The sequence below is a fragment of the Burkholderia aenigmatica genome, from assembly GCF_902499175.1.
Lineage (GTDB): Bacteria > Pseudomonadota > Gammaproteobacteria > Burkholderiales > Burkholderiaceae > Burkholderia > Burkholderia aenigmatica.
Map to the genome: position 1 here is coordinate 53,944 of NZ_CABVQC010000030.1, position 24,195 is coordinate 78,138.

The window sequence follows — 24,195 nt, forward strand, 5'->3', positions numbered from 1 at the left end:
CGGCCGTGACCGTTATGTGGCACGACCATGTCCTTTCAATGACGTGTCGCCGAATTGACTTTAGCAGAAAGCTTGCGAAACCGTATGATGAATCCCTACAAAGCGCTTCAGGCGGGCCTCACACCAGGTCGGGCGTCAATACCGCCCGCAGCACGGCCTGCCGGCTGCCGTCGCGCGTGCGGCTCGCGAGCCACACGATTCCGCCCTTCTTGACGCTCCAGCTGTCGTCGCCGCCGGCGATCAGTTGCGCGGCGACGCTGCCGAGCGTCGGCTGATGCCCGACGATCACGACCGTCGGCGCGATGCCTTCCGGCCAGCCGGCCGCCGCCAGCACGTCGTCGACACTGCCGCCCGGCGCGAGCGCGTCGACCGTCCGGTACTGGTCGGTCAGTGCCTCGACGGTCTGCACGGTGCGGGCCGCCGGGCTCGCGAGGATCACGGTATTCGTCTCGAGCCGGCCACGCAGCCATTTGGCCATCGCCTGCGCGTCCTTGCGGCCACGAACGGTCAACTGGCGCGCGAGATCGCTCGTCGCGTAGTCTTCGGCTTCGGCGTGGCGCCACAGGATCAGGTTCATCATGATGTTCTCCTTGCTTCGGCGAGCGGCCCGCGCCCATGCGTCCGGGCCGACCGATTACCGTGCGAATTGTCGCAAATTCGGCCGGTTCGCCGCCGCGGCATTTACCCGCATATCGGGATTGACCTGATCATTCATTCAACGCTATACTCTTTGGCTCGTCGGAGCGTAGCGCAGCCTGGTAGCGCATCTGATTTGGGATCAGAGGGTCGTAGGTTCGAATCCTATCGCTCCGACCAAAGGAATCAAGGGGTTACGGTTAACGCCGTAGCCCCTTTTCCATTTCCGGGCCCTTGAAACGCCGATCGGGATTCCCGCCTCGCCTCAATCCATTGTAGGGATCCATTGGGGCGTCGACGCTACAACGCCCCCTTCGGCGAACACTTTTCGACGGTCAGCGCGAAGCAAACGGCTTGCGGCCTTTCGCTTTCAATGCGGCATCGATATCGGCCCGCGTATTCACGGTACGGCCGTCCACCACGCAATCCGATTGCACGGGCCTCGCGCCGGCAGCAAATCCGACACCGCCAAGATTGATCGCCACCCATTGCGGGTGACGGTTTTCCAGCGCGAACGTCATGATCCCGGCCTGGTCGTCCGTCAATATCAAGCCGCCGTCCTTTTCCGCCAATGCAACGCACAAGAACGCGGCGTCACGGTCTTTCAGCAGATCGACGACGACATAGCGATAGTCCTTCAGGTTCGGATCGCGGTCGTTCAGCCGATGGACGGCTGCCAGGATCTGCGCGCGGTCGGGGTCACGCTTGTCGAGATCTCGCGCATGCGCCGCAGTCACCGAGGTCATGGCCAGGATCAATGCGCATGCGGCAAGTCGGGATAACTTCATCGTCGGTCAGGTTCGTGGAAAGACAGGTTGGAAATCATCGAGCGCCCGCCTGGTCGGCCCGTCGGTTTGCCGACGGCATACGGCCAACGAGCCACCCGCAGCTCGCACACGGCGCTCACCGGAACACGCGATAATGCGCGTGGACAACCTGCATCCGCGCATGAAAAACAACATTCTCAAGACCGCCCTCTGCGCATCGCTGCTCGCACTGGCAACCTGCGGCTCCGCGTCGGCCAAGGCGCTCGACGACGCGCTCGACTGCCATTCGACCGGCCACAAGTTCGTCGCGCCGCTGCTCGCCGCCGGCGACATCCAGTCTGAGCCGATGCACGTCGAATCGAACTCGGTCAATGCATTCCGCACGAGCCACTCGCTGACCGCGTACGGCTTCGGCGTGTATGTCGTACTCGGTTACCAGGCGAACGACCCGATCTTCCGCACGGGCGACGGCACGCCGATCGGCGACTGGGCCTACGGTGTCGTGGTGCGCGGCACGAAGAGCGCGGTGGAGGAAGCCGTGCGCAAGGCAGGCAGCGACGCGACCGTCAGGCAGGCGTTTCCGTTCCTGACCGCGATCGTCTGCTCGTCGGACTGAGCGGCCGCCAGGACGATCGAGCGGCTATCCGGTGGGGCAGCAAGCCATCCTGCTGCCCGGCCCCTCCCGGCCCCGCTCTCGACCTTTTACGCGCCGGTATACACCACGCGATACGGGATACCGACCTTCTCCCACTCGGCTGCCTCCTGGCTGAGGCTGTAGTCGGTCAGCGGGTTCTGCTCGACCCACGCGCTCGGCAGGCGCACTTCATAGCCGCCCTTCTTCATCTGCGAAACGGAAATGTCCGGCAGCCCTGCATCGGTTCGGCGCCGGCACAGCAGCGCAGCGAGCCGCAGGCAGAACAGCAGCGGCCACTCGACCTCGCGCGCCTGCGACAGCTTGCCGAGCTTGCCTGCATGACCGAGCACGAGCGCGGCGAGGCGCGCCTGGTCGGTGCGCGAAAAACCCGGCATGTCCGCGTTGCTCGCGATATAGGACGAGTGCTTGTGATACGCGCTGTGCGAGATCGACAGGCCGATCTCGTGCAATGCGGCCGACCAGCCGAGGAACATCCGCCCTTCCTCGCGTGCTTCGTCGTCGGCTTCCTCGAGCTCGTCGTAGAAACGCACTGCCAGCGCGCCGATCCGCTCGGCCTGCGCGCGATCGACACCGTAGCGGCGCGTGAAGCCCTCGACGGTCACCGCCCGCATGTCCTCGTGCTGCGTCCGGCCGAGCAGGTCGTACAGCACACCGAGGCGCAACGCGCCGTCGGTCGTATCGACGTAATCGACACCGAGTTCCTCGAACACCGCGAGCATGATCGCGAGGCCACCCGCGAGCACCGGCACGCGGTCGGGCTTCAGTGCGATCAGCTTCAGCCGGTTGACGTTCTCCGACTTGATCAGCGCACGCTTGAGGCGCTCGAGACCGCCGCGTGAAATGCCGTGCGTAATGCCCGGATCGTTGAAGCCGTTTGCCTCGACCAGCTCCGCGAGCGCGCGCGCGGTGCCGGACGAGCCGATCGCCTGATCCCACCCGGCCTTCTTGTACTCGCTCGAGATGATCTGGATCTCGCGCTTGGCCGCGAGTTCGGCCTGCCGCATCGTGTATTCGTCGACGTTGCCGGCAGGGAAGAAGGTGCGGCTGTGGCTCACGCAGCCGATATAGAGACTCTCCATCACGATCGGCGTGTAGTGCGAGCCGATGATGAATTCGGTCGAGCCGCCGCCGATGTCGACGACGAGCCGCTTGCCGGCGCTCGCCGGCACCGAGTGCGCGGCGCCCGCATAGATCAGGCGCGCTTCTTCGCGGCCCGCAATCACTTCGATCGGGAAACCGAGCGCTGCTTCGGCCTCGCCGAGAAATTCGCCCGCGTTCTTCGCGACACGCAGCGTGTTGGTCGCCACCGCGCGCACATGGTCGGGATGGAAATCGCGCAAGCGCTCGCCGAACCGCTTGAGCGCCTCCCAGCCACGCTCCTGCGACGCCCGATCGAGCATCTTGTCGCTCGACAGGCCGGCGGCCAGCCGGACGGGCTCGCGCAGCGCGTCGACGGGATAGATCTGGCTGCCCGCCGACGTTTCCTCGACGCGACCGACGATCAGCCGGAAGCTGTTCGAGCCGAGATCCACGGCAGCCAGCAAGTGGGGGGTTGTAACCATCAGAAGGGGGCTCCGTGCGCGTTCTCCCACGGCGGCCGGTGCGACAGCCATGGGCGATCAATCAAAGGCGACATTTTAAGCGTGGAACGCTTGCCATTGCCACGCTTCACGGGCATGCACACTGCTCGTTTGCATATCGTCGAAACATTTATGAGACGAAACGGTTACAGCGTAGAATTTCCCGATATAAATACACTACCGTCATCAGCACGTCATCGTACCGTGAGAGTTTCCGAGCGTCCTTTCGAATCATCGCCCGAATCACCCCCTACTCTGCCGATGTCCGTCCGTTACCCGCTTCTCAATCGTGAACTCGGCATCCTCGGCTTCAACGAGCGCGTGCTGGCCCAGGCAGCCGATCCTCAAGTCCCGCTGCTCGAGCGCCTCCGCTTCATCTGCATCACCAGCAGCAACCTCGACGAATTCTTCGAAGTCCGGATGGCCGGCCTGCAGGAGCAGATCCGCGACAACCCCGGCGCGCTGACGCCCGACGGCATGTCGTTACAACATGCTTACGATCTCGTCGTCGAACGCGCGCAGCGGCTCGTCCACCGACAGTACACGATGCTGCACGAAACCGTGCTGCCCGCGCTCGAACAGGAAGGCATCTACTTCCATGCGAGCGACACGTGGAACGACGAGCAGCTCGAATGGGCGCGGCGCTACTTCCTCGACGAGCTGCTGCCCGTGCTGACGCCGATCGGCCTCGATCCCGCCCACCCGTTCCCGCGCGTGCTGAACAAGAGCCTGAACTTCGTCGTCGAGCTCGAAGGCCGCGACGCATTCGGCCGCCAGGCCGTGATGGGCATCGTGCAGGCACCGCGCGCACTGCCGCGCGTCGTGCGCATGCCGCACGCGCTGTCGGGCTTCGAGCACGGCTTCGTGCTGCTCAGCTCGTTCATGCAGCGCTTCGTCGGCGAACTCTTCCCGCAACTCGTCGTGAAGAGCTGCAACCAGTTCCGCATCACGCGCAACAGCGAGCTGTTCGTCGACGAAGACGAAATCACGAACCTGCGCGTCGCGCTGCAGGGCGAACTGCCCGCGCGCCACCTCGGCAACGCGGTGCGCCTCGAGGTGTCGGCCGACACGCCGCCGCACATCGTGCGACGCCTGCTCGTGGAAAGCGAACTCGGCGAGAAGGACTGCTATCGCGTGGCCGGATCGGTGAACCTCGTGCGACTGATGCAGATTCCCGATCTCGTCGACCGCCCCGACCTGAAGTTCACGCCGTTCACCGCATCGACCCCGTCTGCGATCACGAACGCGCCGACGATGTTCGACGCGATCGACAACGGCGACATCCTGCTGCACCACCCGTACGAGAGCTTCCAGCCGGTGCTCGAACTGCTGCAGCAGGCCGCGAAGGATCCGAGCGTCGTCGCGATCAAGCAGACGATCTACCGCACCGGCACCGATTCGCCGCTGATGGATGCGCTGATGGAAGCGGCGCGCAACGGCAAGGAAGTGACCGTCGTCGTCGAGTTGCTCGCGCGCTTCGACGAGGAAACCAACATCAACTGGGCGTCGCAGCTCGAAGCCGTCGGCGCGCATGTCGTGTACGGCGTGGTCGGCCACAAGTGCCACGCGAAGATGATGCTGATCGTGCGACGCGTCGTGCAGGCCGGCAAGGCGTCGCTGCGCCGCTACGTGCACCTCGGCACCGGCAACTACCACCCGCGCACGGCACGCCTCTACACCGACTTCGGGCTGATGACGGCCGACCAGAAGATCTGCGAAGACGTCCATCACGTCTTCCAGCAACTGACCGGCATCGGCGGCGAACTCACGCTGCACGAGCTGTGGCAGTCGCCGTTCACGCTGCATCCGCGCATCATCGACGCGATCCGCGCGGAGATCGACAATGCACGCGCTGGCAAACGCGCGCGCGTCGTCGCAAAGATGAACGCGCTGCTGGAGCCGACGGTGATCGCCGCGCTGTACGAAGCGTCGCAGGCCGGCGTCAAGGTCGACCTGATCGTACGCGGTGTCTGCGCGCTGAAGCCCGGCGTACCGGGGCTATCGGAAAACATCACCGTGCGCTCGATCGTCGGCCGCTTCCTCGAGCACCACCGGATCTACTATTTCCACGCGAACGGCGCCGAGGACGTCTATCTGTCGAGCGCCGACTGGATGGACCGCAACCTGTTCCGCCGCGTCGAAGTCGCGTTCCCGATTCGCGATCGGAAGCTCAAGCGGCGCGTGATCGCCGAAGGCCTGTCGGTATGCCTCGGCGACAACCAGTCGGCGTGGCTGATGCACAGCGACGGCCACTACCGCCGGCGCCGCGCCGGCAAGACGATCCGCAACGCGCAACTCGGGTTGCTCGGGAAGTTCTGCTCCTGAACCCGCAGCGCGACGCGAGTCGCGCGCCGCATCGCCATGAAAAAACGCAGCCCGCGGGCTGCGTTTTTTCATGGTGGAGCCAGCAGGCCGCCGCTCGCCGAACGAGCGACGGATACCGTTACGCGCTCATGCCTCGTACGCGGCCGGCCGGATCGCGATGATGCGCGAGCCCGGGAACCGCGCGGTGAACGTGCTGCCGCGCCCTTCCTCGCTCTGCACGTACAGGTGCGCGTCGTGCCGCTGCAGCACGTGCTTGACGATCGCAAGCCCGAGCCCCGTGCCGCCCGTGTCGCGCGAACGGCTGCGGTCGACGCGGTAGAAGCGTTCGGTAAGCCGCGGCAGGTCGGCGGCCGGGATGCCGAAGCCGCTGTCCGTGACGGAAAACACGCCCTGCGCGCCTTCGCGCCGCCACGTCGCGACGATCTTGCCGCCGTCCGGCGTATAGCGGATCGCGTTGGTGACGAGATTCGCGAACGCGCTGAACAGTTCCGTCTGCGCACCGGTGACACCGAGCGTCTCGTCGATCGAGAACACGATATCGTGATGCCCGTTCGACAGCGTCTGCGCGTCCTCCTTCAGATGGTCGAACACGGCGCGCATGTCGATCGCGCGATCGAGCGGCGGCTTGCTCTCGCCCTCGAGCTTCGCGAGCACCAGCAGGTCGGTGACGATGTGCCGCATCCGCGATGCCTGCTGCTCCATCATCTCGAGATAGCGCGCACGGTCTTCCTCGTTCAGCGGCAGCTCGCGCATCGTCTCGAGGAAACCCGACAGCACGGTAAGCGGCGTCTTCAACTCGTGCGACACGTTCGCGACGAAGTCACGCCGCATTGCATCGGTACGCTCGAGCTCCGTGATGTCCTGCGTGAGCAGCAGCTTGCGATTCTCGCCGTACGGAAACACCTGCACGGCGAGCACGTTCTGCCGCGCGTCGCCCATGCCGTGCATCACGAGTGTCTCGTCGTAATGCTGCGCGTTCAGATAGCGGACGAAATCGGGATGGCGTACCAGGTTGGTGATGTGCTGGCGCAGGTCGCGCTTCGCGTCGAGGCCAAAATGAACCTCGGCGATCGCATTGCACCACTCGATCTGGTCATGGTCGTCGAGCATCGCGACCCCGTTCGGCGACGCCTGGATCGCCTGGATGAACCGCGAATGCTGCTGCTCGACCTGCCGCACCTGCGCGTGCCACTGCTTCGCGAGTTTGTGCAGACGATAGTAGATCTCGCCCCAGATGCCCGGCGCGCTCGGCACCTCGCCATAGACCGGTGCATCGAGCAGGCGCCACAGACGCTGCGTATGAAAGGTGCTGAAAAAGCCCTGCGCGACCAGCATCACGACGACGAACACGAGGCCCGCGGTCGGGCCGGCAAAAACGCCGACCAATACGCCGATCAGCACGAGCAGCACGAGCGACACCAGAAAGCGCGCCCAGATGATGTTCATGATTCAGCGCCCGAAAGAATGAACGGCATGCCGTGGCACACAGCATGCGTGGATACGTTACGCGTGCTTGGCGAGCCGGTAGCCGCTGCCGCGCACGGTCTCGATCATCGCATCGCAGCCGGCCGGTTTCAAGGCCGCGCGCAATCGTTTGATGTGCACGTCGACGGTGCGCTCCTCGACGAACACGTGGTCGCCCCACACCTGGTCGAGCAATTGCGTGCGGCTGTGCACGCGCTCCGGATGCGTCATGAAGAAATGCAGCAGACGGAACTCGGTCGGACCGAGATCGAGCTTGATCTCGTTGCCTTCCCCGTGCGCGGCGACGCGATGCGTGGCCGGGTCGAGGCGCAGGCCGTTGATCGACACGACGTCCTCGGTCAGCTGCGGCGCGCGGCGGCGCAGCACGGCCTTGATCCGCGCCATCAGCTCCTTCGGCGAAAACGGCTTCGTCACGTAGTCGTCCGCGCCGATCTCGAGGCCGAGCACCTTGTCCTGCTCGTCGCCGCGTGCAGTCAGCATGATGATCGGGATGTGCTTGGTCCGTTCGTTGTTGCGCAGGTCGCGCGCAAACGCGATACCGGACTTGCCCGGCAGCATCCAGTCGAGCAGCACGAGATCGGGCAGCACGTCGCTGATCAGGTTCTGCGCCTGTTCGGCGTTGTACGCCCGAATCGGGCAGTGACCGGCGTGCTGGAGATTCACCGAGATCAGTTCGGAAATCGCGGGCTCATCTTCAACGACGAGAATGTTGCTGGGCATCGGCACCTCTTTTTTCCCCTGTACGGAGTCGATTAACTGTTGGCTTCGCGATCAAGCGTGTCGCGCGGCTGGTGCCGCACGTCCGTGCCCTTCACGATGTAGATGATGAACTCGGCGATGTTCTTCGCGTGGTCGCCGATCCGCTCGATCGCCTTCGCGATGAACAGGTATTCGAGGCCGACCGAGATCGTGCGCGGATCTTCCTGCATGTACGACACGAGCTTGCGCACGAATGCACGGAATTCCAGGTCGATTTCCTTGTCGTCCTTGACGATCTGCGCGGCGGCCACCGTATCGAGACGCGCAAACGCGTCGAGCGCGCGGCGCAGGATCGTCACGGCCATTTCGCCCGACACCTTGATCTCGGCGATGTTGACCGTACGCGCGGCCGGCTCGTCGACCAGGCGGCGCACGCGCTTCGCGATCTTCTCCGCCTCGTCGCCTGCGCGCTCGAGGTTCGTAATCGTTTTCGAAATCGACATCAAAAGACGCAGGTCACGCGCGGCAGGCTGCCTCCGCGCGATGATGTTGCCGCATTCCTGGTCGATGTCGACTTCCATCGCGTTCAGGACTTCTTCGTTCGTGATCACCTTCTCGGCCGCATCGCGATCGAATTCGTTCAGTGCGTGCATCGCGCCGACGATCTGCGACTCGACGAGCCCGCCCATTTCCAGCACCTTCGACGACACGGCATTCAGGTCCGCGTCGAACTGGCTCGACAGATGTTTATCCGACATGGCTGTTGTTCTCCGTCATCAGCCGAAGCGGCCGGTGATGTAGTCTTCCGTTTCCTTGCGCACCGGCTTGATGAAGATCTTTTCGGTCTCGCCGAATTCGATCAGCTCGCCCAGGTACATGTAGGCCGTGAAATCCGAGCAGCGTGCGGCCTGCTGCATGTTGTGCGTGACGATCACGACCGTGTAGTCGCTCTTCAGCTCCGCGATCAGCTCTTCGATGCGGCCGGTCGAGATCGGGTCGAGCGCCGAGCACGGCTCGTCGAGCAGCAGCACTTCCGGGCGGATCGCGATGCCGCGCGCGATGCACAGACGCTGCTGCTGGCCGCCCGAGAGGCCGTAGCCGCTCTGGTTCAGCTTGTCCTTCACTTCGTTCCACAGCGCGGCCTTCGTGAGCGCCCACTCGACGCGGTCGTCCATTTCCGAGCGCGTGAGCTTTTCGAACATCTTCACGCCGAACGCGATGTTGTCGTAGATCGACATCGGGAACGGGGTCGGCTTCTGGAACACCATGCCGATCCGCGCGCGCAGCAGCGAGATGTCGCGCTTCGTCGTCAGCAGGTTCTCGCCGTCCATCAGGATTTCGCCTTCGGCGCGCTGCTCCGGATAGAGCGCGAACATCTTGTTGAACGTGCGCAGCAGCGTCGACTTGCCGCAGCCCGACGGACCGATGAACGCCGTCACCTTCCCTTCGGGAATGCTCAGGTTGATGTTCTTCAGCGCATGGAACTTGTTGTAGAAGAAGTTGAGGTTGTTGACCTCGATCTTCGCGTTCAGCGGCTCGAGCGGACGGCCGTGTGCCGCATCGTGCGTGCCGGCGGGCGCAGCGGTGCGCTCGACGGGATTCAGGTGGCTTTCTGCCATATTCATCGGATTGCTCCGCCGTTACTTTTTCGAGAAGATCGAACGCGCCAGGACGTTGAGTCCGAGCACCCCGAGCGTAATCAGGAACACGCCCGCCCATGCGAGCGACTGCCATTCGGCGAACGGGCTCATCGCGAACTTGTAGATCGTGACGGGCAGGTTCGCCATCGGCTGGCTCATGTCCCACGAGAAGAACTGGTTCGACAGCGCGGTGAACAGCAGCGGCGCCGTTTCGCCGGCGATCCGCGCGACTGCGAGCAGCACGCCCGTGATGATCCCGCCGACCGACGCGCGCAGCGTGATCTTCAGCACCATGCGCCACTTCGGCGTGCCGAGCGCGAAGGCCGCTTCGCGCAGCGCGTTCGGCACGAGCTTCAGCATGTTCTCGGTCGTGCGGATCACGATCGGAATCTGCAGCAGCGCGAGCGCGATCACGCCGGCCCAGCCCGAGAAGCGCCCCGACTTCGCGACGACGATCGCGTACACGAACAGGCCGATAACGATCGACGGCGCGGACAGCAGGATGTCGTTGATGAAGCGGATCGTGCTCGCCAGCAGGTTCTTCTGGCCGTATTCGGCGAGATAGACACCCGCGAGGATACCGATCGGCGTGCCGACCAGCGTACCGAAGCCGCACAGCAGCAGGCTGCCGACGATTGCGTTCGCGAGACCGCCGCCTTCCGTGTTCGGGGCCGGCGTCGATTCCGTGAACAGCTGCAACGACAGGCCACCGATGCCGAGATGCACCGTCGTGTAGAGAATCCACACGAGCCACAGCAGGCCGAAAGCCATCGCGCCGAGCGACGCGGTCAGCGCGATCGCGTTGACGGCCTTGCGCTTGCGCTGCAGGCGGTTGCGCATCGCGTCGAGCACGGCGCCGTCCGGCCCCGGGAAATTCATGATGGGCTCGCTCATTTCTTGCCCTCTCCCTTCTCGAGACGAAGCAGCAGCAGTTTGGAGATGGTCAGCACGATGAACGTGATCACGAACAGGATCAGGCCCAGTTCCATCAGCGCCGACGTATGCAGGCCCGGCTGCGCTTCCGCGAATTCGTTCGCGAGCGCCGACGTGATGCTGTTGCCCGGCGCGAACAGCGACACGCTGTCGAGCAGGTTCGTGTTGCCGATCACGAAGGTCACGGCCATCGTCTCGCCCAGCGCGCGGCCGAGGCCGAGCATCACGCCGCCGATCACGCCGGTCTTCGTATAAGGCAGCACGACCTTCCACATCACTTCCCAGGTCGTGCAGCCGATGCCGTACGCCGATTCCTTCAGCAGCACGGGCGTGACTTCGAACACGTCACGCATCACCGACGCGATGTACGGGATGATCATGATCGCGAGGATCACGCCCGCGGCGAGGATGCCGATACCGATTGGCGGGCCGGCGGTCAGCGGGCCGAGAATCCACACGTCCTTGAACAGGCGGCCGATCGGCTTCTGGAAATACTCCGCGAAGATCGGCGCGAACACGAGCAGGCCCCACATGCCGTAGACGATCGACGGAATCGCGGCGAGCAGCTCGATCGCGATGCCGAGCGGGCGGCGCAGCCACACGGGCGACAGCTCGGTGAGGAACAGTGCGATGCCGAAGCTGACCGGCACCGCGATGACGAGCGCGATGATCGACGTCACGATCGTGCCGTAGATCGGCACGAGCGCGCCGTAGATGTCCGAGTTGGGATCCCACTCGGATTGCCACAGGAAGCCGAGGCCGAACTTCTCGATGGTCGGCATCGACGCAATGATCAGGGAAACGATGATCCCGCCGAGCAGCAGCAGGGTCACGATGGCGGCCAGCCGTGCAAGACCGCCGAATACGACATCCCCGAGGCGGCTCGGCGCGCGTTGCTGGCCAACGTCGGCGGACCGTGAGGACGTATAGGAAATATCAGACATGGGTGCCTGCTTTTGATTGCCGGACGCCGTAACGTCCGGCTTTACCGCACACACTGCCCGACCGGCACGGCCGGGCAGCGAACCGCTGCAATGCTTACTCGGCGGCGACCGACTTGCCCGAAGCGTCCGTCACCTTGGCCTTCCACTGCTTGCGGATTTCCGTCTCGACCGCCGGCGGCAGCGAGATGTAGTCGAGGCTGTCAGCAGCCTTCTCGCCGTTCTTGAACGCCCAGCTGAAGAACTTCAGCGTTTCCGCGCCCTGCTCCGGCTTGTCCTGCTTTGCGTGCAGCAGCACGAACGTCGCGCCGACGACCGGCCATGCTTCCTTGCCCGGCTGGTTCGTCAGGATCTGGTAGAACGACTTCGACCAGTTCGCGCCAGCAGCAGCGGCCTTGAACGTTTCCGTCTTCGGCTCGACCACTGCGCCCGTCGAGTTCTTCAGGGCCGTGTAGACCATGTTGTTCTTCTTCGCGTACGCCCATTCGACGTAGCCGACTGCGCCCGGCAGACGTTGCACGAACGCTGCGACGCCGTCGTTGCCCTTGCCGCCCGTGCCCGTCGGCCAGTTGACCGTCGTGCCTTCGCCGACCTTCGACTTCCACTCGTCGTTGACCTTCGACAGGTAGTTCGTCCAGATGAAGCTGGTGCCCGAACCGTCAGCGCGGCGAACCACGGCGATGTCCGTGTCCGGCAGCTTGACCTTCGGGTTCAGTGCGGCGATCGCCGGATCGTTCCACTTCTTGATCTTGCCGAGGTAGATGTCGCCGAGCACCGGGCCCGACAGCGTCAGTTCGCCAGCCTTCACGCCCGGCACGTTGACGACCGGCACCACGCCGCCGACCACCGTCGGGAACTGGAACAGGCCTTCCTTTGCGAGCTCGTCATCCTTCAGCGGAGCGTCCGAACCGGCAAAATCGACCGTCTTCGCGACGATCTGCTTCAGGCCGCCCGACGAACCGATACCTTGGTAGTTGACCTTCGCGCCGCCGGTCTGCTGGTAGTCAGCAGCCCATTTCGTATAGATCGGCATCGCGAACGTGCTGCCTGCGCCCGTGATGTCGGCAGCGTGAGCGGCGACGGCGAAAAGCGCGCCAGCCAGGCCGGCAATCGCGGTTTGCATCAATTTCATGAGACCTCCAGTGTGTGAGCGGATGACTACGGCACCGCGAAGGTTAGGGGCTCCTCATGACGGTAATGTGACAATCGATGAAACTGGCGTGACAGTAACATGACTGGTTGAAAGGGAGTAGCAGGTGCGGCGCGCGCGGCGCCCGGACGGCGCCGGAGCGGCGCTGGCGGCAAGAATTGCCGGCCAGGAAGGGACGGGATGACGGCCCGTTTCGCATGGGGGCGAGCGGATGGTAGCGCAGCATCCGCAGGACGAAAAGCCTCCGCTCGTGGCTCGCCCGATACCAGGGGTCCGACGATTTTTCGACCGCGGCGTGCGGTGGTCGAGGCCCCCTTCTTATAGGTATCGCAAACCTTTGCGTCTGAAGAAATCGCGGCGCCCCGAAGGCGCCGCATACAGGTTCGCCGGTTTGCCCGGCGCGGACGCTTGACCGCCCCCGCGCCGGGCCGGTGCGTCAGGTTGTCGCAGCACGCACCGCGTCGGCAATCGCCTCCGCATGGCGGACCGCATCGGCCGCCTGCTGCGCTTCGACCATCACGCGCAACACGGGCTCCGTGCCCGATGCACGGATCAGCACGCGGCCGCTGCCGGCCAGCGCAGCTTCGGCTGCATCGATCGCGGCGCGAATCGACGTGCTGCCCTTCCAGTCAGCGCCCGGCTTCATCCGCACGTTGATCAGCTTCTGCGGGAACAGCGTGACGCCGTCGAGCATCTGCGCGAGCGTCTCGCCGCTGCGCTTGAGCGCGGCCAGCACGAGCAGCGCCGACACGATGCCGTCGCCGGTCGAGTGCCGGTCGAGCGACAGGATGTGGCCCGAACCTTCCGCACCGAGCTGCCAGCCATGCTCGCGCAACTGCTCGAGCACGTAGCGATCACCGACCGCCGCACGGACGAACTTCACGCCCTCGCGCTGCAGCGCGACTTCGACGGCGAGATTCGTCATCAGCGTGCCGACCGCGCCTTCGACCTTGCCGTCGGTTGCGATCCGGTCCTTCACCAGCACGTAGAGCAGTTCGTCGCCGTTGTACAGCCGGCCGGTCGCGTCGACGACCTGCAGGCGATCCGCATCGCCGTCGAGCGCAATGCCGAGATCGGCGTGGTTCGCGCGCACCGCGCGCACCAGCGCGTCCGGAGCGGTCGCACCGACACCGTCGTTGATGTTGAAACCGTTCGGCGCGACGCCGATCGGGATCACGTCCGCGCCGAGTTCGTGGAACACGTGCGGCGCGATCTGGTACGCGGCACCGTGCGCGCAGTCGATCACGAGCTTCAGCCCGCGCAGGTTGAACGCGGCCGGGAACGTGCTCTTGCAGAACTCGATGTAGCGGCCGGCCGCATCGTCAAGGCGGCGCGCCTTGCCAAGACCGTCGGACGACGCGCATTCGAGCGGCTTGTCGAGCCACGCTTCGATCGCGGCTTCGGTGTCGTCCGGCAGCTTGTTGCCGTCGGCGGAGAAAAACTTGATCCCGTTGTCGTGATACGGGTTGTGCGATGCGCTGATCACCACGCCCGCCGACAAGCGCAGCGCGCGCGTCAGGTACGCGACGCCCGGCGTCGGCATCGGGCCGGCCAGCATCACGTCGACGCCCGCCGCCGAGAACCCGGCCTCGAGCGCGGCTTCGAGCATGTAGCCCGACACGCGCGTGTCCTTGCCGATCAGCACGGTCGGGCGCGAGCCTGCCGCGACCTCGGCCGAGCTGGCCAGTACCTTGCCGGCCGCGTAGCCGAGACGCAACACGAAATCCGGTGTGATGGGTGCGTCGCCCACCGTGCCGCGAATGCCGTCCGTGCCGAAATATCGACGTCCCATGGGGTCCTTCCTCCTTCGTTTTCTGACTTATCGTTGCCGTGCGACTTCGCGCACGGTATTCCAGATTTTCAGCGCATCGACCGTCGCCGCGACGTCGTGCACGCGCACGATCGCCGCCCCGCGCTCGACCGCGCACAATGCAGCCGCCACGCTCGCCGCGACGCGCTCCATCGGCGGCTTGCCGCCGATCACCGCGCCGAGCATCGACTTGCGCGACATGCCCGCTAGGATCGGATACGCGCGCCCGTCGGGCCGCGCGGGCGCCGTGTCCGGCAACGCGGCCAGCAGCGCATAGTTGTCGTCGACGACCGCCTTGCCGAACCCGAACCCGGGATCGACGCAGATCCGCTCCGGCGCAATCCCCGCGTCGCGCAGCGCCTGCGCGCGCGCGGCGAGAAAATCGCGCACGTCGGCCACGACGTCGCCGTAATCGGGTTCACCGACCTGCATCGTCTGTGGCTCGCCCAGCATATGCATCGCACACAACCCGCAGTTGCCCTCGCGCACCGCGTCGATCGCCCCTGGCTGGCGGAACCCCCAGATGTCGTTGATCAGGTCGGCGCCGGCGGCAAGCGCCGCGCGCATCACGGCCGGCTTGTAGGTATCGATCGACAGCGGCACGTTCAGCGGCCGCAGCGCTTCGACGAGCGGGATCACGCGCGCGAGTTCCTCGTCGAGCGGCACGGGCGGCGCGCCGGGGCGCGTCGATTCGCCGCCGATATCGAGGAGGTCGACGCCTTCAGCAATCATCCGCTCGGCCTGGCGCAGCGCATCGTCGCGCGCGAGGAAGCGGCCGCCGTCGGAGAATGAATCAGGCGTGGCGTTGAGGATGCCCATCACGAGCGGGCGTTCGAACGTCAGTTCGAAGCGGCCGCACTGGAGTGGCGCAGGAGTGAACGGGGAAACAGCGGAATCGGACACGAGCAACTGGCGTGAATGAATGCAAAACGGGCCGGTGTGAAGCCACACCAGCCCGTGAACGGCGCTAAAGCGCTAAAGCGGAGATTATGCCGCCGGCGAAGCAGGTGCCGGCGCGTTGCCGGGCTTCACCTCGGCGCTGCTGCCACCGCCCGACGAATCGCCGCCGACAGCCGGCGAGCTCTTCGGGGAGCGCGGCGGACGGCCCTCCATGATGTCGTTGATCTGATCGGCATCGATCGTCTCCCACTCCATCAGCGCGGCGGTCATCGCTTCGACCTTGTCGCGGTTCTCTTCGAGCAGGCGGCGCGCAAGGCCGTACTGTTCGTCGAGCACGCGACGGATTTCCGAATCGACCTTCTGCTGCGTCGCTTCCGAGATCGTGCGCGTGAAGCCACGGCCGAACGGCGATGCATCGTTCTCGTCGTCGACGTAGACCATCGGCCCGAGGGCGTCGGTCATGCCGAAACGGGCCACCATCGCGCGTGCCGTCTGCGTTGCCTTGTTGAAGTCGTCCGATGCGCCAGTGCTGACGAGGTTCATGAACAGCTCTTCCGCCACCCGGCCACCGAACAGGATCGCGAGGCGGTCCATCAGGTAGTCCTTCGAGTACGTTTCGTTGTCATGCTCCGGCAGCTGCCACGTGACACCCAGCGCGCGACCGCGCGGGATGATCGTGACCTTGTGCACCGGGTCGGCCTTCGGCAGCAGCTTCGCGATCACCGCGTGGCCCGACTCGTGATAAGCGGTCGCACGCTTCGCTTCCTCGCGAATCACGGCCGACTTGCGCTCCGGACCCATGAAGATCTTGTCCTTCGCGTCTTCGAAATCCTGCATCTCGACGATGCGCTTGCCACGGCGTGCGGCGAACAGTGCGGCCTCGTTCACGAGGTTCGCGAGATCGGCGCCCGAGAAGCCCGGCGTGCCGCGCGCGATGACTGCCGCATCGACGTCGTTCGCGATCGGTACCTTGCGCAGGTGCACGCGCATGATCTGTTCGCGGCCGCGGATATCCGGCAGACCGACGTAGACCTGGCGGTCGAAACGGCCCGGACGCAGCAGCGCCTTGTCGAGCACGTCGGAACGGTTGGTTGCCGCGATCACGATCACGCCCGAGTTCGCCTCGAAGCCGTCCATCTCGACGAGCATCTGGTTCAGCGTCTGTTCGCGTTCGTCGTTACCGCCGCCCATGCCGGCGCCGCGATGGCGACCGACCGCGTCGATTTCGTCGATGAACACGATGCACGGTGCATGCTTCTTCGCCTGTTCGAACATGTCGCGCACACGAGCCGCGCCAACACCGACGAACATTTCGACGAAGTCCGAACCGGAGATGCTGAAGAACGGCACCTTCGCTTCACCCGCGATCGCACGGGCCAGCAGCGTCTTGCCGGTACCCGGAGGGCCGACGAGCAGCACGCCGCGCGGAATGCGACCGCCCAGCTTCTGGAATTTCTGCGGATCGCGCAGGAAGTCGACGAGCTCGGACACTTCTTCCTTTGCTTCGTCGCAGCCCGCGACGTCGGAGAAGTTCACCGCGTTGTTGTTCTCGTCGATCAGCCGCGCTCGCGATTTGCCGAACGAGAATGCGCCGCCTTTGCCGCCTCCCTGCATCTGCCGCATCATGTAGAACCAGAACACGATGATCAGGATCGTCGGCCCGAGGTAGTACAGCGCGGACATCAGCGCGTTCGGCTCGTCATCGGCCTTGCCGCTGACCTGCACGCCGTACTTCATCAGATCGCCAACCATCCAGATATCGCCGGGCGACACGATCTGGTATTTCTGGCCATCAGCCGGAGTGACGGTGAGGTTGCGCCCCTGAACGATGACGTTCTTGACCTTGCCGTTCTTGGCGTCGTCCATGAACTGCGAATAGGACACGCCTTCCTGGACGCGGGGCTTGTCGAACTGCTTGAACACCGTAAACAGCACCAGTGCGATCACCAGCCACACCGCTGCCTTCGAAAACATATTGTTGTTCAAAGCACCACTCCTTCACTCGTAGACGAGCGCCTACATTTTCCTTGCGGCGCCCCTCGGTCATTCTAATCCAGTCCGACCACCCTCGCCATAAGCATTGACAACCGCCGCGATAGCGCTTCGCTTGTCTGGCAAGGGCCGGAGCCCGTTTGCGGCACCCCGTTGCGCATCAGCGCGGACGTTTCAGATGCCGACCCAAAATGAACGTTTCGGACGATTTGTCGCGGGACGCCTTCGGCTTGCGCGGCGCGACGGTCTTAAACTGCTGTTTGAATTTCTCGACGATCTGGCTGTAGCCGCTGCCGTGAAAACATTTCACGAGCAGCGCACCGTCCGGCTTCAGATGATTCTGCGCGAATTCGAGCGCCAGATCGCACAGATGCTCGATGCGCGCCGCGTCCGCCGAGGCCACGCCAGAGAGGTTGGGGGCCATGTCGGAAATAACAAGGTCTACGTCGCGCCCTTCGAGCACTTCCTCGAGCTGGTGAAGGACTTCGTCCTCGCGGAAGTCGCCCTGCAGGAAGTGGACGTCGGCGATCGGCTCCATCGGCAGGATGTCGAGCGCCACGATCGTGCCGTCGATGCCGCCTTCGCGTTCCGCGTCACGCTTCTTGCCCTGCGCGAGCTTGTTGCGGGCATACTGGCTCCAGCTGCCCGGCGTCGCGCCGAGGTCGACGATCACCTGGCCCGGACGGATCAGCTTGTCCTGCTCGTCGATTTCCTTCAGCTTGTACGCGGCGCGCGCGCGATAGCCCTCCCGCTGCGCCATTTTGACGTAGGGGTCGTTGATGTGGTCGTGCAGCCAGTGCTGGTTAAAGCGGTTTTTTGCCATTCGAGAGAGAGATTGCTGCCAATTGCTTCGTGAAGCCGCGCTTTTAGCGGATAATACGCGTCTTCTTCGCGCGGCTGCGGCCCCTTTTCGGGCCCACGCCGCGATTTTACGTGGTTTCGGCGCACGGCTGACGCGGTAACTTCCCGCGATCGCTATTCAGTCAGCGCGCCCTTATTTAGATTTCGACATTTCCATGCCCGCCCTTTCGCTTTCTCCCGCCGAGCGCTCCGCGCTGCGCTCCCAGGCCCATGCGCTCAAGCCCGTCGTGCTGATCGGCGCCGAAGGGCTGACCGACGCCGTGCTGAAGGAAATCAAGGTGCACCTCGACGCGCACCAGCTGATCAAGATCCGCGTGTTCGGCGACGAGCGCGACGAGCGTATCGCGATCTACGACGAGATCTGCGATCGCCTGAGCGCGGCGCCGATCCAGCACATCGGCAAGCTGCTGGTGATCTGGAAGCCCGAAGCCGCCGCAGCGGCCCCGGCCCGCGGCCGTCGTGCCGGCACGCTGCCGAGCGCGGCCGAAGCCGTCGACGACAAGAAGGGCCGTGCACCGCGCACCGTCAAGGTCGTCAAGGTGTCGCCGAACGCAAGCCCCGTGCGTCGCCCGAAGCCGACGAAGGTCGTCGTGCGCGGCAACGAGCGCGTGACGGCAGGCGGTAACGTGAAGCGCGCCAAGAAGCGCCAGGCCAGCACGAAGCGTCCGTTCCAGGACAAGTAAGCATCGGCACGGCACGGCTGCCCGTGCCACCGCCCTGCCCGCGGGCCCGGCATCGACCGGGCCTGCGCGGCACTCGCGTCAGGCGTCGCGCGCCGGCAGACGCCAGATCAGCATCAGCCCCAGCACGCTCTCGACGAGATAGAACACGCTCGAGACGCCGTGCAGCATCCCGAAGCGGCTCGCATACGGCGAGTTCGCGATATCGGTGCCCGCATCCATCGCGGCCACCCGCAGCGCGTTCATGAACGGCTGCAGCGCGAAATACCCGACCAGCACACACACGACCATCGCGGCGACGACCCAGCGCACGCGGCGATATTCGCTGCTGCCGCGCCGCACCTGCTGGTTCGACAAGGCGAGCAGCAGCACGCCGCACACGACACCGAGGATCGCCTCGATACGGAACAGCTGGGCGGCGACCGAACCGGCCGTCATCCGCTCCAGCGTCTTGAACAGCACGGGCGCGACCGCATACCCGATCGTCAGCAGGCTGCCGACCCACACGGCCGACAGCAGACGGAACACGCGATGCGGCATCACGTCGCCCCGCTTCAGATGTAGCTGACCGAGATGATTTCGTACTCGCGCACGCCGCTCGGTGCCTGCACGGCCGCGACGTCGCCTTCGGACTTGCCGATCAGCGCGCGAGCGATCGGCGAGCTGACCGAGATCAGGCCGTGATCGATATCGGCTTCGTCGTCGCCGACGATCTGGTACTTGACGGTGTCGCCCGACTCGAGATCCTCAAGTTCAACCGTTGCGGCAAAGACCACTCGGCCGTCGGCGTCGAGCCCGGCGGGATCGATGACCTGTGCGGCCGACAGCTTCGATTCGAGTTCCGCGATACGACCCTCGATGAAGCCCTGCTTTTCCTTCGCGGCATCGTATTCGGCGTTTTCGGACAGGTCGCCCTGTGCGCGGGCCTCCGCGATCGCGTTGATCACGGCCGGCCGCTCGACCGACTTGAGGCGCTGCAATTCATCGCGCAGTTGCACTGCGCCACGCTTTGTCAACGGAATGGTGCTCATAAACGGCTCAATCGCTAAAAACGGCTATAAAAAAAATCACCGCGATTAAGCGCGTTTCCGATGCACTGGAAACACCGCCTAATCGCGGCACGTGTTGCTTCGACAGGTAACTGACTGCTTAGTTTAGGCGAGCGTGAAGACCTTGTAAATCATAGACTTCCAGATCCTTCAGGTAGCGCAAGCCTTCAACCGCCGCGCGCGCGCCCGACATCGTCGTGTAGTACGTGACCTTGTGCGCCTGCGCGCTCATGCGGATCGAACGCGAATCGGCGATCGCCTGGCGCGTTTCGTCGACCGTCGTGAACACGAGCGCGATCTCGCCGTTCTTGATCATGTCGACGATGTGCGGACGGCCGTCCTTCACCTTGTTCACGACCTTCACCGGCACGCCGGCCGCTTCGATCGCGGCAGCCGTGCCCTTGGTTGCGACGATCGGGTAGCCGAGGTCGTGCAGCATGCGCGCGACTTCGACGGCCTTCGGCTTGTCGGCGTCCATCACGGTCAGCAGCACCGTGCCCGACTCCGGCAGGCGCGAACCGGCCGCGAGCTGCGACTTGAACAGCGCTTCGCCGAACGTCTGGCCGACACCCATCACTTCGCCGGTCGAACGCATTTCAGGCCCGAGGACCGGATCGACGGTCGGGAACTTGACGAACGGGAACACCGCTTCCTTCACGCTGAAGTACGGCGGCTCGACTTCCTTCGTCACGCCCTGCTGCGCGAGCTTCTGGCCGACCATCGCGCGCGCCGCGATCTTCGCGAGCGGCAGGCTGGTTGCCTTCGACACGTACGGCACCGTGCGCGATGCGCGCGGGTTCACTTCCAGCACGTAGATGACGTCCTGCTTCGAACCGTCTGCCTGCGGCACCTGCTGGATCGCGAACTGCACGTTCATCAGGCCGACCACGTTCAGCGCCTTCGCCATCGCGCCCGTCTGGCGCTTCAGCTCGGCCACGGTTTCCTTCGACAGCGAGTACGGCGGCAGCGAGCATGCCGAGTCGCCCGAGTGGACGCCCGCCTGCTCGATGTGCTCCATCACGCCGCCGATGAACACGGCTTCGCCGTCGCAGATGCAGTCGACGTCGCACTCGATCGCGTCGTTCAGGAAGCGGTCGAGCAGCACCGGCGAATCGTTCGACACCTTCACGGCCTCGCGCATGTAGCGCTCGAGGTCGCGCGGCTCGTGGACGATTTCCATCGCGCGGCCACCCAGCACGTACGACGGGCGCACGACCAGCGGATAGCCGATCTCTTCCGCGAGCGCGAGCGCTTCGTCTTCGGCGCGTGCGGTGCGGTTCGGCGGCTGGCGCAGGCCGAGGTCCTGCAGCAGCTTCTGGAAGCGTTCGCGGTCTTCGGCCGCGTCGATCATGTCCGGCGACGTGCCGACGATCGGCACACCGTGCGCCTCGAGGTCGAGTGCGAGCTTCAGCGGCGTCTGGCCGCCGTACTGGACGATCACGCCGACCGGCTTTTCCTTGTCGACGATCTCGAGCACGTCTTCCAGCGTCAGCGGCTCGAAGTACAGGCGGTCGGACGTGTCATAGTCGGTCGACACCGTTTCCGGGTTGCAGTTGACCATGATCGTTTCGTAGCCGTCCTCGCGCATCGCGAGCGCCGCGTGCACGCAGCAGTAGTCGAACTCGATGCCCTGGCCGATCCGGTTCGGGCCGCCGCCCAGCACCATGATCTTCTTGTTGGTGGTCGGCTGCGCCTCGCACTCGTCCTCGTAGGTCGAGTACATGTACGCGGTTTTCGTCGCGAACTCGGCCGCGCAGGTATCGACGCGCTTGTAGACCGGGCGCACGTTGAGTTCGACGCGGCGCTTGCGGACGTCTTCCGCCGTCGCGCCGAGCAGCTTCGCGAGGCGGCGGTCGGAGAAGCCGCTCTGCTTCAGGTAGCGCAGCTCGTCGAACGTCAGCGATGCGAGCGTGCGGCCGCCGAGCGCCTTTTCCTTCAGGACGATCTGCTCGATCTGCTCGAGGAACCACGGATCGATCGCGGTTTCCGCGAAGATTTCCTCGGCCGTCATGCCGATACGGAACGCATCGCCGACATACCAGATACGGTCCGGGCCCGGCTCGTGGATCTCGATCGCGATCTCGTCGCGGTTGGTCGACTTCTCGTCGAGACCGTCGACACCGACTTCGAGGCCGCGCAGCGCCTTCTGGAACGATTCCTGGAACGTGCGGCCGATCGCCATCACTTCGCCGACCGACTTCATCTGCGTGGTCAGGCGCGAATCGGCTTCGCGGAATTTCTCGAATGCGAAGCGCGGGATCTTCGTGACGACGTAGTCGATCGTCGGCTCGAACGATGCCGGCGTCTGGCCGCCGGTGATTTCGTTCTTCAGCTCGTCGAGCGTGTAGCCGACGGCCAGCTTCGCCGCGACCTTCGCGATCGGGAAGCCGGTGGCCTTCGATGCAAGCGCCGACGAACGCGACACGCGCGGGTTCATTTCGATGACGACCATGCGGCCGTCCTTCGGGTTGATCGAGAACTGCACGTTCGAACCGCCCGTGTCGACGCCGATCTCGCGCAGCACCGCGAGCGATGCGTTACGCAGGATCTGGTATTCCTTGTCGGTGAGCGTCTGTGCCGGTGCGACCGTGATCGAGTCACCGGTGTGCACGCCCATCGGGTCGAGGTTCTCGATCGAGCAGACGATGATGCAGTTGTCGGCGCGGTCGCGCACGACTTCCATCTCGTATTCCTTCCAGCCGAGCAGCGACTCTTCGATCAGCAGCTCGCGCGTGGGCGACAGATCCAGGCCGCGCCTGCAGATCTCTTCGAATTCTTCGCGGTTGTATGCAATTCCGCCGCCCGAGCCGCCGAGCGTGAACGACGGACGGATCACGACCGGGTAGCCGCTGCCGCCGGTGAGCGCCATGATCTCGGCGTGCACCTGGGTCGCCTCTTCCATCGAGTGCGCGACGCCCGACTTCGCGGAACCGAGACCGATCTTGGTCATCGCGTCCTTGAACTTCTGGCGATCTTCCGCCTTGTCGATCGCTTCCGGCGACGCACCGATCAGTTCGACGCCGAACTTCTCGAGCACGCCGTGGTGGTGCAGGTCGAGCGCGCAGTTCAGCGCGGTCTGGCCGCCCATCGTCGGCAGGATCGCGTCCGGGCGCTCCTTCTCGATGATGCGCGCGACGACTTCCCACGTGATCGGCTCGATGTAGGTCACGTCGGCCGTGTTCGGGTCGGTCATGATCGTCGCCGGGTTGCTGTTGACGAGAACGACCTTGTAGCCCTCCTCACGCAACGCCTTGCAAGCCTGCGCGCCCGAATAGTCGAACTCGCACGCCTGGCCGATGATGATCGGGCCGGCGCCGATGATGAGGATGCTCTTGATGTCTGTGCGTTTTGGCATGGCTGGTGAATTCAATAAGTAATCGTTGTCGTGGGTCGGCCGGCTGCGCTCAGCTCATCGTGGCGAGCGCAAGCTTCACCGAGAAACCGATGAACAGGCCGCCCACGCTGCTCGCCGCGCCTGCTGCAAGCTTGCGGCGGCGGCGGAAGTGCTCGGCAAGCCGCGCACCCGCGAAGATCAGCGTGCTCAGGTACAGGAAGCTCGCGCATTGCGCGATCGCCCCGAGCACGACGAACGACAGCGCAGGATGCGGGAATGCCGGGTCGACGAACTGGATGAAGAACGAGATGAAGAACAGGATCGCCTTCGGATTCAGCAGGCTCACGATCAGCGCCTTGCGGAACGGCCGCTCGCCGTCCACCGCGGGCGGCGCATCGGCCGGCGCATTCGCCGGCGCGCGCAGCTTCCGCCACGCGCTGCGCAGCATGCCGGTGCCGATGTAGAGCAGATACGCGGCGCCACCGTACTTGACGACGGAGAACAGCAGCGGGTTCGCCTTCAGCAGCGACGCGACGCCGGCGGCGGACAGCACCATCAGCACCGTGTCGCCGACGAACACGCCGCAGGCCGCGCGATAGCCGGCCTTCACGCCGCGCTGCGCCGCGAGCGACAGCACGTACATCGAGTTCGGCCCCGGCAGCAGGATGATGAAGATCACGCCGAACACGTAGGTCCAGATATCCGTGATGCCGAGTGCGTGGCCGAACATGATGTGAATCTCCCGTCCTTCAGTTGCG

21 protein-coding genes and 1 tRNA gene are annotated in these 24,195 nt (G+C 64.7%); 4 read left to right on the plus strand and 18 right to left on the minus strand.

Annotated elements, in window-relative coordinates; genetic code table 11:
- Positions 1 to 118 precede the first annotated feature (118 nt).
- The gene (sixA, locus tag BDO18943_RS21790; RefSeq protein ID WP_175023997.1) at positions 119 to 580 is read right to left on the minus strand and encodes a phosphohistidine phosphatase SixA; all 462 of its coding nucleotides are present in this window, start codon (positions 578 to 580) and stop codon (positions 119 to 121) included.
- Between the two features lie 159 nt (positions 581 to 739).
- On the opposite strand from sixA, the gene BDO18943_RS21795 reads away from it, so the two are divergent.
- Positions 740 to 816: transfer RNA gene (locus BDO18943_RS21795), tRNA-Pro, on the plus strand.
- Between the two features lie 155 nt (positions 817 to 971).
- On the opposite strand, the gene BDO18943_RS21800 is transcribed toward BDO18943_RS21795, so the two are convergent.
- Positions 972 to 1,394 (minus strand): hypothetical protein, encoded by a 423-nt coding sequence (locus BDO18943_RS21800; RefSeq protein WP_175023998.1) that lies wholly within the window; start codon positions 1,392 to 1,394, stop codon positions 972 to 974.
- 190 nt (positions 1,395 to 1,584) lie between these two features.
- Between BDO18943_RS21800 and BDO18943_RS21805 the strand changes: the two genes are divergently transcribed.
- Complete coding sequence (locus BDO18943_RS21805) at positions 1,585 to 2,019, plus strand: hypothetical protein (RefSeq protein ID WP_043183119.1); 435 nt, start codon at positions 1,585 to 1,587, stop codon at positions 2,017 to 2,019.
- Between the two features lie 86 nt (positions 2,020 to 2,105).
- On the opposite strand, the gene ppx is transcribed toward BDO18943_RS21805, so the two are convergent.
- Positions 2,106 to 3,620: an exopolyphosphatase gene (gene ppx, locus BDO18943_RS21810; RefSeq protein WP_043182302.1), complete on the minus strand. Its 1,515-nt coding sequence runs from the start codon at positions 3,618 to 3,620 to the stop codon at positions 2,106 to 2,108.
- A gap of 279 nt (positions 3,621 to 3,899) precedes the next feature.
- Here ppx and ppk1 point away from each other — a divergent pair, with 279 nt between their 5' ends.
- A complete protein-coding gene (ppk1, locus tag BDO18943_RS21815; RefSeq protein WP_175023999.1) occupies positions 3,900 to 5,963 on the plus strand; it encodes a polyphosphate kinase 1 in 2,064 nt (687 codons plus the stop codon).
- Positions 5,964 to 6,089: 126 nt separating this feature from the next.
- On the opposite strand, the gene phoR is transcribed toward ppk1, so the two are convergent.
- The 11 genes from phoR to BDO18943_RS21870 all read right to left on the minus strand — a co-directional run bounded on the left by phoR (position 6,090) and on the right by BDO18943_RS21870 (position 18,336).
- Positions 6,090 to 7,409, minus strand: a complete 1,320-nt coding sequence (gene phoR / locus BDO18943_RS21820) for a phosphate regulon sensor histidine kinase PhoR (protein WP_175024000.1) — start codon at positions 7,407 to 7,409, stop codon at positions 6,090 to 6,092.
- A gap of 57 nt (positions 7,410 to 7,466) precedes the next feature.
- Positions 7,467 to 8,168 (minus strand): phosphate regulon transcriptional regulator PhoB, encoded by a 702-nt coding sequence (phoB, locus tag BDO18943_RS21825; RefSeq protein ID WP_043182296.1) that lies wholly within the window; start codon positions 8,166 to 8,168, stop codon positions 7,467 to 7,469.
- A gap of 32 nt (positions 8,169 to 8,200) precedes the next feature.
- On the minus strand, positions 8,201 to 8,905 hold the full coding sequence (gene phoU / locus BDO18943_RS21830; protein WP_175024001.1) for a phosphate signaling complex protein PhoU: 705 nt from the start codon (positions 8,903 to 8,905) through the stop codon (positions 8,201 to 8,203).
- An 18-nt stretch (positions 8,906 to 8,923) separates the two neighbouring features.
- A complete protein-coding gene (gene pstB, locus BDO18943_RS21835; RefSeq protein WP_043182291.1) occupies positions 8,924 to 9,772 on the minus strand; it encodes a phosphate ABC transporter ATP-binding protein PstB in 849 nt (282 codons plus the stop codon).
- Between the two features lie 15 nt (positions 9,773 to 9,787).
- The gene (gene pstA / locus BDO18943_RS21840; RefSeq protein ID WP_175024002.1) at positions 9,788 to 10,681 is read right to left on the minus strand and encodes a phosphate ABC transporter permease PstA; all 894 of its coding nucleotides are present in this window, start codon (positions 10,679 to 10,681) and stop codon (positions 9,788 to 9,790) included.
- Complete coding sequence (gene pstC, locus BDO18943_RS21845; RefSeq protein ID WP_175024003.1) at positions 10,678 to 11,664, minus strand: phosphate ABC transporter permease PstC; 987 nt, start codon at positions 11,662 to 11,664, stop codon at positions 10,678 to 10,680. Before pstC ends, pstA begins: the two co-directional genes overlap by 4 nt.
- Before the next feature lie 94 nt (positions 11,665 to 11,758).
- The gene (gene pstS / locus BDO18943_RS21850; RefSeq protein ID WP_043182286.1) at positions 11,759 to 12,793 is read right to left on the minus strand and encodes a phosphate ABC transporter substrate-binding protein PstS; all 1,035 of its coding nucleotides are present in this window, start codon (positions 12,791 to 12,793) and stop codon (positions 11,759 to 11,761) included.
- Between the two features lie 454 nt (positions 12,794 to 13,247).
- Entirely contained in the window at positions 13,248 to 14,603 is a 1,356-nt protein-coding gene (gene glmM, locus BDO18943_RS21855; protein WP_043182285.1) for a phosphoglucosamine mutase, read from the minus strand.
- 27 nt (positions 14,604 to 14,630) lie between these two features.
- The gene (folP, locus tag BDO18943_RS21860; RefSeq protein ID WP_456151300.1) at positions 14,631 to 15,524 is read right to left on the minus strand and encodes a dihydropteroate synthase; all 894 of its coding nucleotides are present in this window, start codon (positions 15,522 to 15,524) and stop codon (positions 14,631 to 14,633) included.
- A gap of 84 nt (positions 15,525 to 15,608) precedes the next feature.
- Positions 15,609 to 17,507, minus strand: a complete 1,899-nt coding sequence (ftsH, locus tag BDO18943_RS21865) for an ATP-dependent zinc metalloprotease FtsH (RefSeq protein WP_069247647.1) — start codon at positions 17,505 to 17,507, stop codon at positions 15,609 to 15,611.
- A 166-nt stretch (positions 17,508 to 17,673) separates the two neighbouring features.
- A complete protein-coding gene (locus tag BDO18943_RS21870; protein WP_043182280.1) occupies positions 17,674 to 18,336 on the minus strand; it encodes an RlmE family RNA methyltransferase in 663 nt (220 codons plus the stop codon).
- A 193-nt stretch (positions 18,337 to 18,529) separates the two neighbouring features.
- On the opposite strand from BDO18943_RS21870, the gene BDO18943_RS21875 reads away from it, so the two are divergent.
- A complete protein-coding gene (locus BDO18943_RS21875; RefSeq protein WP_043182278.1) occupies positions 18,530 to 19,057 on the plus strand; it encodes a YhbY family RNA-binding protein in 528 nt (175 codons plus the stop codon).
- 78 nt (positions 19,058 to 19,135) lie between these two features.
- Here BDO18943_RS21875 and BDO18943_RS21880 read toward each other — a convergent pair whose 3' ends face one another.
- From BDO18943_RS21880 to leuE, 4 genes are all read right to left on the minus strand, one after another.
- Entirely contained in the window at positions 19,136 to 19,594 is a 459-nt protein-coding gene (locus BDO18943_RS21880; RefSeq protein ID WP_021163361.1) for a DUF4149 domain-containing protein, read from the minus strand.
- A gap of 14 nt (positions 19,595 to 19,608) precedes the next feature.
- Positions 19,609 to 20,085: a transcription elongation factor GreA gene (gene greA / locus BDO18943_RS21885; RefSeq protein ID WP_043182276.1), complete on the minus strand. Its 477-nt coding sequence runs from the start codon at positions 20,083 to 20,085 to the stop codon at positions 19,609 to 19,611.
- A 118-nt stretch (positions 20,086 to 20,203) separates the two neighbouring features.
- Positions 20,204 to 23,458, minus strand: a complete 3,255-nt coding sequence (carB, locus tag BDO18943_RS21890) for a carbamoyl-phosphate synthase large subunit (protein WP_175024005.1) — start codon at positions 23,456 to 23,458, stop codon at positions 20,204 to 20,206.
- Positions 23,459 to 23,507: 49 nt separating this feature from the next.
- Positions 23,508 to 24,167 (minus strand): leucine efflux protein LeuE, encoded by a 660-nt coding sequence (gene leuE / locus BDO18943_RS21895; RefSeq protein ID WP_089450244.1) that lies wholly within the window; start codon positions 24,165 to 24,167, stop codon positions 23,508 to 23,510.
- Positions 24,168 to 24,195 lie beyond the last annotated feature (28 nt).

Coding starts and splice junctions, on each gene's coding strand:
- sixA (WP_175023997.1), bottom strand. CDS start 580: ATGATGAACCTGATCCTGTGGCGCCACGCCGAAGCCGAAGACTACGCG.
- BDO18943_RS21805 (WP_043183119.1), top strand. CDS start 1,585: ATGAAAAACAACATTCTCAAGACCGCCCTCTGCGCATCGCTGCTCGCA.
- ppx (WP_043182302.1), bottom strand. CDS start 3,620: ATGGTTACAACCCCCCACTTGCTGGCTGCCGTGGATCTCGGCTCGAAC.
- ppk1 (WP_175023999.1), top strand. CDS start 3,900: ATGTCCGTCCGTTACCCGCTTCTCAATCGTGAACTCGGCATCCTCGGC.
- phoR (WP_175024000.1), bottom strand. CDS start 7,409: ATGAACATCATCTGGGCGCGCTTTCTGGTGTCGCTCGTGCTGCTCGTG.
- phoB (WP_043182296.1), bottom strand. CDS start 8,168: ATGCCCAGCAACATTCTCGTCGTTGAAGATGAGCCCGCGATTTCCGAA.
- phoU (WP_175024001.1), bottom strand. CDS start 8,905: ATGTCGGATAAACATCTGTCGAGCCAGTTCGACGCGGACCTGAATGCC.
- pstB (WP_043182291.1), bottom strand. CDS start 9,772: ATGAATATGGCAGAAAGCCACCTGAATCCCGTCGAGCGCACCGCTGCG.
- pstA (WP_175024002.1), bottom strand. CDS start 10,681: ATGAGCGAGCCCATCATGAATTTCCCGGGGCCGGACGGCGCCGTGCTC.
- pstC (WP_175024003.1), bottom strand. CDS start 11,664: ATGTCTGATATTTCCTATACGTCCTCACGGTCCGCCGACGTTGGCCAG.
- pstS (WP_043182286.1), bottom strand. CDS start 12,793: ATGAAATTGATGCAAACCGCGATTGCCGGCCTGGCTGGCGCGCTTTTC.
- glmM (WP_043182285.1), bottom strand. CDS start 14,603: ATGGGACGTCGATATTTCGGCACGGACGGCATTCGCGGCACGGTGGGC.
- BDO18943_RS21870 (WP_043182280.1), bottom strand. CDS start 18,336: ATGGCAAAAAACCGCTTTAACCAGCACTGGCTGCACGACCACATCAAC.
- BDO18943_RS21875 (WP_043182278.1), top strand. CDS start 18,530: ATGCCCGCCCTTTCGCTTTCTCCCGCCGAGCGCTCCGCGCTGCGCTCC.
- BDO18943_RS21880 (WP_021163361.1), bottom strand. CDS start 19,594: ATGCCGCATCGCGTGTTCCGTCTGCTGTCGGCCGTGTGGGTCGGCAGC.
- greA (WP_043182276.1), bottom strand. CDS start 20,085: ATGAGCACCATTCCGTTGACAAAGCGTGGCGCAGTGCAACTGCGCGAT.
- carB (WP_175024005.1), bottom strand. CDS start 23,458: ATGCCAAAACGCACAGACATCAAGAGCATCCTCATCATCGGCGCCGGC.
- leuE (WP_089450244.1), bottom strand. CDS start 24,167: ATGTTCGGCCACGCACTCGGCATCACGGATATCTGGACCTACGTGTTC.